9 protein-coding genes are annotated in these 9712 nt (G+C 52.2%); 8 read left to right on the top strand and 1 reads right to left on the bottom strand.

Annotated features, from left to right (window positions below; genetic code table 11):
• Nucleotides 1-505 precede the first annotated feature (505 nt).
• The 8 genes from rfbF (at nucleotide 506) to A39O_RS37680 (ending at nucleotide 8541) form a co-directional block, all read left to right on the top strand.
• Complete coding sequence (rfbF, locus tag A39O_RS0103450) at nucleotides 506-1285, top strand: glucose-1-phosphate cytidylyltransferase (protein WP_020503314.1); 780 nt, start codon at nucleotides 506-508, stop codon at nucleotides 1283-1285.
• Complete coding sequence (gene rfbH, locus A39O_RS0103445; protein WP_211211531.1) at nucleotides 1258-2592, top strand: lipopolysaccharide biosynthesis protein RfbH; 1335 nt, start codon at nucleotides 1258-1260, stop codon at nucleotides 2590-2592. Before rfbF ends, rfbH begins: the two co-directional genes overlap by 28 nt.
• A gap of 3 nt (nucleotides 2593-2595) precedes the next feature.
• Nucleotides 2596-3336, top strand: coding sequence for a ferredoxin--NADP reductase (locus A39O_RS36160; RefSeq protein WP_020503312.1), 741 nt, complete (start codon nucleotides 2596-2598; stop codon nucleotides 3334-3336).
• A 4-nt stretch (nucleotides 3337-3340) separates the two neighbouring features.
• Entirely contained in the window at nucleotides 3341-4471 is a 1131-nt protein-coding gene (rfbG, locus tag A39O_RS0103435; protein ID WP_026199137.1) for a CDP-glucose 4,6-dehydratase, read from the top strand.
• Between the two features lie 13 nt (nucleotides 4472-4484).
• A complete protein-coding gene (locus tag A39O_RS0103430; RefSeq protein WP_083924490.1) occupies nucleotides 4485-5462 on the top strand; it encodes an SDR family oxidoreductase in 978 nt (325 codons plus the stop codon).
• A gap of 20 nt (nucleotides 5463-5482) precedes the next feature.
• Nucleotides 5483-6529 carry an oxidoreductase gene (locus A39O_RS37690; protein ID WP_083924488.1) on the top strand — a complete coding sequence of 349 codons (1047 nt, stop codon included), beginning with the start codon at nucleotides 5483-5485 and terminating at the stop codon, nucleotides 6527-6529.
• Between the two features lie 44 nt (nucleotides 6530-6573).
• A complete protein-coding gene (locus A39O_RS37685) occupies nucleotides 6574-7443 on the top strand; it encodes an NAD-dependent epimerase/dehydratase family protein (RefSeq protein WP_083924486.1) in 870 nt (289 codons plus the stop codon).
• A 78-nt stretch (nucleotides 7444-7521) separates the two neighbouring features.
• Nucleotides 7522-8541, top strand: coding sequence for a glycosyltransferase family 2 protein (locus A39O_RS37680; RefSeq protein WP_083924485.1), 1020 nt, complete (start codon nucleotides 7522-7524; stop codon nucleotides 8539-8541).
• Between the two features lie 107 nt (nucleotides 8542-8648).
• Here A39O_RS37680 and A39O_RS37675 read toward each other — a convergent pair.
• Nucleotides 8649-9712: IS630 family transposase (locus A39O_RS37675; protein WP_083924483.1), on the bottom strand; the 1064-nt coding region annotated here is incomplete at its 5' end.

Raw genomic sequence — 9712 nt, 5'->3', positions numbered from 1 at the left:
GAACATCGCCAAGGTCTCCGTCGGGGGAAAGGCCCGCTCACGATGGGCCGGCACTAACGCGGCGACCTGATCCAGCAGCTGCGGGCCGGTCAACAAATTGAAGAATCCGCCGGTGTCGATCCGACCGGCCTCCTTAAGGACACGTTGCTGCGTCGCGGCGCGCTGGTTAGGATGCATGGGGGCTGGCTCGCAGGGTGATGGGTTGGGTGTCGCAACCTTCAGCCTACCACTCTTGCGGGTTGGCCCCTATTATTTTCAGTCTGTTAGACTAAATTAGTGCCATTCCGCTCTAACCGGGTTTTTCTTAAACCGTGTAAAGCAACAGCAACCGGGATAAAAAGCTGCTGGCCGCTCTGCTGGGGCTGCTTGCTTCCTATAAAATGCGCGGACAGTCTGAATTCTACTTTACGCCGACCTAATGCCAATCCTCTTCTCGAAGTGAGGTGCGCATGCATCTTTACTTGCGTGTCGCCGAGAAGCCATCACTCTCTGAAGGTGTTCATCGATGATAGCTGTGCTATTTGCGGGTGGTTATGGCACTCGTCTTTCCGAGGAAACCGACCTCAAACCTAAGCCAATGATTGAGATCGGCGGTAAACCTCTGCTTTGGCATATCATGAAGATTTATTCAGCGCATGGCATAAACGACTTTATCGTGTGCTGCGGCTACAAGGGCTATGTAATCAAAGAGTATTTTGCGAACTACTTCATGCACGTGTCTGATGTGACATTTAACCTACGTACCCATAGCATGGAAGTGCACCAGCAGAGCGCTGAACCTTGGCGCGTTACGCTAATCGACACCGGTGAGCGGACGATGACCGGTGGTCGCCTCAAGCGCGTTAGGACTTTTCTCAATGACGAGAACTTTTGTCTCACCTACGGCGATGGCGTTAGCGACATTGATATTACTGCGCTGATTGCCTTCCACGAAGCGCAAGGTAAACTAGCTACCCTCACCGCCGTCCAACCACCAGGACGATTCGGCGCTCTCAACCTCAATGGCGACAAAATCGCGTGCTTCCAGGAGAAGCCCAATGGCGACGGCGCTTGGATTAACGGAGGTTTCTTCGTGCTATCGCCGAAGGTCATAGACTACATCGATGGGGACGCTACTAGTTGGGAGCGGGAGCCTATGGAGCGGCTCGCCAATGAAGGTCAGTTCGCCGCTTTCCGTCACGGAGGATTTTGGCAGCCGATGGATACGCTGCGAGATAAACAGCATCTTGAGCAATTGTGGCAGACTGGTAAAGCCCCGTGGAAGAATTGGAGCAATTGCGAATGACCCTTAGAACCACTTTGCGCAAAGAGATCCGCGACAAGGTCAGAGCCTTTTACGAGGTTGGCCATGCCGAACCTATCGACTTTCGGCCCGGCCAGGACCAAGTCCACTACGCCGGACGGGTTTTTGACGCGGACGAGATTGAGACTCTGGTTGACTCTGCGCTTGACTTCTGGCTGACCGCTGGCCGGTTCACCGAGGAATTCGAATCCGGCCTGGGCGACTTCCTTGGCGCAGAAAGCGTACTGACCGTCAACTCCGGCTCCTCCGCCAACTTGGTCGCTATGTCTACCCTTACGAGCACCAAACTTGGCATTCGGCGCATCCGGCCCGGTGACGAAGTCATCACCGTCGCTGCCGGGTTTCCCACTACCGTCAACCCGATCATTCAGAACAACGCTGTGCCAGTTTTTGTTGACGTCCAACTTGGTACTTATACGCCGACACTCGGGGCGATAGAGGCAGCGATCGGCTCCAAGACCAAGGCTGTCATGATAGCCCACACGATGGGCGTACCACTAGACCTGCACGATCTGCGAATACTTTGTGACCGCCATGGCCTCTGGCTTGTGGAAGACAATTGTGACGCACTCGGTAGCCGATACGACGGCCAATACACCGGCACTTTTGGCCATCTTGCCAGTCTCAGTTTCTATCCCGCCCACCACATTACCATGGGCGAAGGTGGTGCAGTCATCACGAACGATGACGAACTCGCTCGCATCGCTCGCAGTTTCCGCGACTGGGGCCGCGACTGCTATTGCAGCGGCGGTGAGAACAACACCTGCGGTAAGCGCTTCAGCCAACAATTCGGTACATTGCCGCGGGGCTATGACCATAAATACGTTTACAGCCATATTGGCTACAACCTCAAGATCACCGACATGCAGGCGGCTGTCGGCTGTGCCCAGTTGCGCAAGCTGCCGCGTTTCATTGGCGATCGCAAGCGCAACCACGCCCGCCTAGGCGCCGGCTTGGCAAGGCACGCCGACAAGTTGATTCTACATAGCGCTCCACCCGAGGCCGACCCGGCTTGGTTTGGTTACGTGATCACCGTACGCCCTGACTCTGGTCTGAAGCGCTTCGATGTCGTCGGCGCCTTGGAGTCCGCCCGTATCGAGACCCGCAACTTGTTCTGCGGAAACCTTCTGCGACATCCGGCCTACCAGGATATCGCCCACCGCGTCGTCGGCTCTTTGGAGAACACGGATGTCATTACTACCAACACGTTTTTCATCGGGGTCTATCCCGGCCTTAGTGATCCGATGATTGATCACATCCTCGCTGTGTTCGACCAGGTTCTGGGCTGATCCATGGCCCAACCCATGCGCTTTCAAGCTGTGGTCGATCAGGTCACGCGGCACAACCCAGATCTGGCGACGTACCGCCTACGCGCCTGCAAGCGCCTGCCGCGTTTCATCCCGGGACAATTTATTCACCTGACTATCGATTCCTTCGATCCGACCGGGTTCTGGCCGGAGAGCCGCATCTTCTCCGTCGCGAACGCTGTCGCGGACCGCTACACCATCGAACTGACGATCAGCCGTCAGGGTCTCTATACGGGGAGAATCCTGGACGGGCTGCTGCAGGGTGCGCAGGTGTGGGCGAAAGGCCCATATGGCGACTTCACCATTGACGCAAGCCACGGTTACGGCCGGGCGGTCCTCATCGCTGGCGGAACTGGTATCACGCCATTTTGCGCCTTCATGGATGCGGTCCTGAAACAAGGCTCGCTGCCAGTCAGCGAGGTAACGCTTCACTATGGAGCCCAAGCTCCAGACTTACTCATCTACCGGGCGCTTGCTGACCAGTGCGCCGCTGCAATTCCCGATTTCCAAGTGCACTACTATGCGGAGAAGCATACCGACAGCGCGGACCCACAGGTTCAAACGGGCCGTATTGACTTGCGAAACATTATTTGTGACAATAAGCTAACGCAGGAGACAGCCTTTTTTTTAAGCGGGCCAAAGTCTATGATACAAAGTCTTAGAGATGGTCTTATCCACACCCACCGGGTGTCGACTGAGCAAGTTCTTATCGACGCCTGGGAGTGATGCTTTGAAATCGCTGCATGCTGAACTCAAATCTGCTTACCGGGGCAAAACTGCGTTGGTTACCGGTCACACGGGCTTCAAAGGCGCATGGCTTTGTGAATGGTTGCTCATGCTTGGCGCGCGCGTTGTAGGCATCGCTCTGCCGCCCAACACCGAGCCAGCGCTTTTCGACTTGCTCGGCTTGGCTGATCGGCTCGAACATCATATTCTGGACGTGCGGGATCGCGATGCCCTTGTTAAACGCATTCTCGCCGCCGAGCCCGATTATGTCTTCCACTTGGCGGCCCAGCCGCTCGTTCGCTTGTCCTACGTTGAACCGGTCGAGACGTATGCCACCAACGTCATGGGCACGGTACACTTGCTGGATTGCCTGCGAAAACTCAGTGCCCTATATGATGCCGGTCATAGGACCTGCGCTGCCGTCATTATCACTAGCGACAAGTGCTACGAGAACCGTGAATGGGTCCACGCGTATAGGGAGGATGATTCCCTCGGCGGTTACGACCCGTACAGTTCCAGTAAAGCCGCTGCCGAGCTGGCTATTTCTGCCTATCGTCGTTCCTACTTTGCTACCGATCGGCCCGGAGCAAGGCTGCGCGTCGGGATTGCATCGGCCCGTGCTGGCAATGTGATCGGGGGTGGTGACTGGGCACAAGACCGTATCGTACCGGACTGCATCCGGCATCTTCAACGCGGCGAGCCCATCCCGGTGCGTAGTCCAAACGCAACGCGACCTTGGCAGCACGTACTCGAGCCCATCGGTGGCTATTTGAGTCTTGCCATGCGGCAGAGCGAAGCACTAAAGGCCCAAGACTTTGTCGCGCTGCGAGCCATCTGCTCTGCCTATAATTTCGGACCTTCTCCTGGCGCCAACCAACCTGTCCGCGCCCTTGTGGAGGAGTTATTGGAGCACTGGCATGGCCGATGGGTCGACCGATCCTCGCCGAATTCTCCACACGAAGCGGGGCGCCTCAATCTTTCCTGGGACAAGGCTTTCCATCAGCTCGGCTGGCAACCACGCTGGGGTTTTGGCGAAACCGTGCAGCGCACCGTCGCTTGGTACCGCCAACAGATCATGGCGCAAGCCGACGCGCTGGCCTTGGTTCAGGCCGATATAGTAGCGTTTGACACATAACCAGCTAATTGAAATGACCAATGCAATGTTGGCAAGAAATTGTATTTTACCGGAGCGAAAGCACGGTGGGTCCCGCCTTAGGGGAGCAAAGGTTTTAATCACCGGCGCAGAAGGAATGCTTGGGTATGCATGCCGCGCCGTCTTAGCTAACGACTATCCTACTACTTCGGTACATGCTTATGGGCGACAGTTTCTTGATGTGACACGGCGAGATACTGTGCTTGCCCTTCGCTCGCAGGACTTTAATTTCATTATCCATTGTGCTGCAGTTACAAATGCGGACGATTGTGAGGTTTTTCAGGATTACTGTTATGAAACACAAGTACAAGGTACCCGGAACCTGTTGGAACTAGCGGTCGCATCAAGGGCAAAGGTCTTTTATCCCCAAACGTTCCTGATCTTCGATGGAAGCGACAATGAGATCGACGAAAATACCACGCCCAATCCGCTTTCCGTTTATGCAAAGTATAAGCTCGAGGCAGAGAGACAAATATTGGCGTCTCAAGTCGAATCTACTGTGGTGCGCATGGCAGGTTTTTTTGGAGGGGATGAGCGCGATAAGAATTTTGTAGGCAAATTCACGCGGCATTTAGCCAGCATGATCAAGGACGGCACTAACACCTATGCCGTGGGCAACCGCATTTGGCAGCCTACTTATACGGTCGACCTCGCACGTAACAGTCTGCTGCTGCTCGATCAGGGTTGTGACGGGGTCTGGAACATGGCTTCTGACGGGGAAGTCAGCTTCTTTAACATTGCCCGCGAATGCGTTCGGCTACTTCGCTTGGAGGATCGGATTCGCATAGTCCCTGCACAGCAACAACAAATCAACAATGAGGACGTTGCTGTACGCCCAGAACGTGCCGTCTTGAGCAACGCACGCTTGCGAAAACACGGCCTGTACTTTCAGCGCCATTGGCAGGAAGCGCTCGCCGAATACTTAAATCGGCCTTGGTTCAGATCACTTTTTCCGCACGCACCTTTTCAATAAGTTATCAGCTTCTAAATGAGATGAACACCAACTTACTCCAGCCTTTTGAGTATGATGCCCTAGGCGCTCTTCGATCCCGCATAGCTATGGCAGCGATGACGCGCGGCTTCTGTGGTCCCAATCACACCGCCACGTCTCTGATGGCTGAATACTACGGAAAGCGGGCCGATAATGGCGTAGGACTAATTCTAACCGAGGGTACCATCATTCACACTACGGGTGACGGCTACAACAATGTGCCACATATCGAGACAGACCAACAAGCGAAAAGTTGGGGGCCGGTTGTATCCCGAGTGCACGAGAGCGGGGGCAAGATCATCTGTCAACTTTGGCACTGCGGGAGAATATCACATTCAGACTACACTGGTGGGGTTCCACCGCTCAGTTCTTCCGACGTCGCAGCTGAGGGTATTAATCGACAAAACGGCAGACCGTTTGGTCGACCGAAAGCCATGGCGCAAGAAGATTTCGCTGTTGTCACCGACCAGTTTGTGCGTGCTGCCAGGAATGCCATTGAAGCCGATTTTGATGGTGTACAACTTCACTTCGGACACGGATATCTTGTCGATCAATTCTTCGATAATCGCATTAATCGACGCGCAGACTGTTACGGCGGCTCGGTCGGCAATCGTTGTAGATTTGCGGTTGAAATCTTGGAGCAAGTAATTGCTGCGATCGGAGCGCCAAAGGTCATGGTGCGAATTTCGCCCTCGCGTGAAATGGGGGGAGCCATTTACGAATGGCAAGATCTTGAGGAGATGTTGAAATATCTTTTGTCTGCTTTTGACCGTTTAGGACTCCGGATGCTTGATATCAGTTGTGCCAACTCCGACTACTATAGCACTGCGGGTCGTTTGGTACGTGTAGCTAGGCAGGTCTGGCCCTATTTCCTGATTGGTGGGGCCTCGCTCAGCGTGGAGCAAGCAGAAGATGAAGTCCGTTCAGGTTTTCTTGATATGGTCACCTGGGGTCGTGCGCTTATCGCTAACCCTGATCTTCCGATAAGATTCAAGAATCGAGAGCCTCTGATTCAGTTTGACCGTGACATGCTCGGTTACCTGAGTTAACTGTCTGCGCTCCGGTTAGGACAAAGCAAGCTAGGAGTTCACTTATGAAGGTGATCGTTACTGGTGGAACAGGATTTATCGGCAAACACACATTAGTAGCGCTTGGTAACGCTGGTCATGACGTTCTGGCACTTTACCGTCAAGGCGTACCTCCGGTCGTTCCCGGCGTGTCTTGGATTCGATCCACACTGGATCAGCCGGATTGGTCTGGGCTAGAGTCATTCATTAAAGAATCACGAGGGACGCTTATTCATCTTGCCGCGCATGGGGTAGATCCTGCGAAGGCCGATTGGGATAGCTGTTTCCGATGGAACGTAACTCATGCACTGCGGTTCTGGCGTGAGGCAGTTTCTAGAGGTATTCGCCGGATCGTCACATGTGGAAGTTGCTTTGAATATGGGGCCGCGGGAAATCATTACGAATCTATTCCAAGCACCGTTGCTCCAGAGCCCTTAGACCCTTATTCGGCGTCAAAAGCCGCAGCAACGATGGCGCTCTGCGGACTGACCGCCTTTGAAAAAATTCAGTCGTTAAGTCTCCGTCCCTGCATTGTTTTTGGAGAGGGAGAGGCTTCTAACCGCCTTTGGCCCTCCCTACGCCGTGCCGCCCTTTCGGGAAAAGACTTTCCGATGACTAGTGGGCTGCAAGTCCGCGACTTTGTCCCGGTCGAGATCGTAGCGAGCGCTCTGAGCGAAGGCATTGTTCGCGACGATCTCCCCGTTGGAAAGCTGATCATCGAGAACATCGGTTCTGGTCATCCGCAATCTGTTCTGGAGTTTGCAACTGAATGGTGGGCAGTATGGGGAGGAAAAGGGAGACTTCTTGCCGGCGTGCTTCCGTCAAGACTGACTGAAACCCCGCGCTTAGTTCCACTTATCACTAGGGATATTTCCCCGAACGATCATTATTTGTGATGACTGCTTGCTGCTCATCGCTGCGGGTCTGATTCGGCAAAGCTGCTTTTTTCCGATAATGCTATAGCAAGGTTAGAGATGGAAAGAGTAGAGCTATCGATTTGTATACCGACATATGAACGCTATCTGTCGCTAAAGCGCTTGCTAGAGCAATTGCTTCCGCAGTGCGAGGGAAAGAATGTTGAAGTGATTGTTTCGGACAACGCATCGCAAGACGCTACGCGTACTTATTGCACGGATCTTTCAAATAATAGTTTAAAGTTGCGTTACTATAATAATACTGTTAATGAAGGGTTTGCAAAGAATATTCTGCGTCTTTTACAGTTAGCAAACGGTAAATTTATTTGGATAATTGGTGACGATGACCAAGTGTCATTGGAAGCGGTGTCCAGTATTTTGGGTTTTATTGAAAAAGAGGACGTTTTGCCTTCGGTTGTTCTCGCGAACTTTTGCCGAATAGGTGCTGAGCGTAGACCAGAACCAGCTAAGCCAGAGTTTAATTTGGAGTGTAACCGTTCTGGGGCCTCGATTGCTCGGATATTGGAAATCAGCGGCATATGGAGTTCCTTAATGTCAATAACTATCATGAACGGCGATCTCGCTCGGTTCGAGCTTGGCTCCCTGTCCGATTACAAATCGGATTATCTTGCGTTTTCGCTGGCTATGCGGGTCGCAAGTCATGGGAATTGCGCTATTCTTGCCCAGCCATTAGTATATCGACGGAAAACTGATCAAAGAATTTTAGAGCACAGGTTTCTTGACCCGCGCACCTATCTGGTCGATTTCCTCGAGCCTTTGTCGTGGGCTCGTTCTAACGGGCTGATACACCGGTCTCTAAGAAATAGGTTGATGGGCACGATGTACAGAGGTATCGGTGGCTTTGCGCTAATTCGAGCCATCACGCGCAACCGTGCGGCTGTCAATGGGTTTTCACTTGTTAAGGCTAACTACATGATCCCGCAGTTCTGGATATTTCTAGTACCGATCCTGATTTTGCCTCGATTTGTTATTTTGCAGTTAGTTCGAAGTTTTCGAGGAATTTTTAATGTCGTTGGAGCAAAAAAGCAATATGCAATTTTTGATTCTTTATTGCGTTAGAGTAAAGGTCGAACCTCGATTCGAAACGGTAAGCTTTGCTACCAGCCTCGGCAGATATGGTACGTACGGGATTATAGTCCTCGGACGTCATATCGAGATTCTATTAATTATACGGACAAGCTGTTCGCATAAATTGTATGTGGCAAGAGAAAGAACGACTGGATTCGCTTGATGTCGCCTTTTAGCGACTTCAAGGCAGAATTTAGTCTCTTCTTGAGATCGTCACGGGTACATATTGGCTGCTTCCTAAGGTGGTTATCTTTTATTTCTTCCCATCCTTGTTCCATCGGGTTGTACTCGGGTGCATATTTTGGCAGAAAATAAACTCGAATCTTGGCGCGATTGCTCCGCACATAAGAGCGTACTTCCTTAGAATGGTGAAATGCAACACGATCAACGAAAAGAATTAGTGGGCGATCTCTACCGCTCAGTACCTTGTCAAGAAAGCCGATATATACTTCTGAGTTAATGTGGCCTTGCGTTACTTCATACTCCATCTGGCCGTCACTAGTGACAAGCGAAAGTGTATTCAGCTTACCGCGCTGCCCCGTGACCATGACTTCGGGCGTTCTCCCAATCAATCCCCATGTGCGCCCGGATCGCTCACTCATATCGACCCCAGCTTCATCTTCGTATGCGATATCTGCGCCAATTTTTAACGCAAGCCTCTGTATTCTTGGGAATTTTTCATTTAGAAAATATTCTATTTCCGCCGGATCACGCTCTCTAGCACGATAACATGGCTCTTGATAACTGAGACTCATTTGCCTCAGATGTGCATTAATCGTTGCAGGAATCACTTTGACGCCAAACGTCTTTTCTATAATTTCAGCGAGAATCTGGCAGGTCCACAAGACCGTATCGTATCCATAGCTTGTTGGATTCTCTGAGAGAACAATGGACTTCAGCCACGTATCAATCTTGGCAGTGATTCGCGGTTCCGCCCCCGGTGCATCTTGAGTGTTTAGTGCATCATAGCCAGCTTTCTCGTATTTGTTTACCCACTCATAGACTGAGCTACGGGAAAGGCCCAATACACTAGCTACCAAATCAGGCGAGTAATTTCGTTCGACGACAGACTGGACCGCCAGTTTCCGAATATAGCTCATTGGTTCGCCAGGAATCTTTCTTGCGTCATTAAGCCAATCGTTACTCATGATCGACTCTCCTC

Source organism: Lamprocystis purpurea DSM 4197, from assembly GCF_000379525.1.
Taxonomy (GTDB): Bacteria; Pseudomonadota; Gammaproteobacteria; order Chromatiales; family Chromatiaceae; genus Thiodictyon; species Thiodictyon purpureum.
This window is presented reverse-complemented; position numbering and strand designations above follow the sequence as displayed.

Bases quoted from the DNA above. Each gene is read 5' to 3' on its own strand.
- A39O_RS36160 (WP_020503312.1), top strand. From the start codon at position 2,596: ATGGCCCAACCCATGCGCTTTCAAGCTGTGGTCGATCAGGTCACGCGG.
- A39O_RS37680 (WP_083924485.1), top strand. From the start codon at position 7,522: ATGGAAAGAGTAGAGCTATCGATTTGTATACCGACATATGAACGCTAT.
- A39O_RS37685 (WP_083924486.1), top strand. From the start codon at position 6,574: ATGAAGGTGATCGTTACTGGTGGAACAGGATTTATCGGCAAACACACA.
- A39O_RS37690 (WP_083924488.1), top strand. From the start codon at position 5,483: ATGAACACCAACTTACTCCAGCCTTTTGAGTATGATGCCCTAGGCGCT.
- A39O_RS0103430 (WP_083924490.1), top strand. From the start codon at position 4,485: ATGACCAATGCAATGTTGGCAAGAAATTGTATTTTACCGGAGCGAAAG.
- rfbF (WP_020503314.1), top strand. From the start codon at position 506: ATGATAGCTGTGCTATTTGCGGGTGGTTATGGCACTCGTCTTTCCGAG.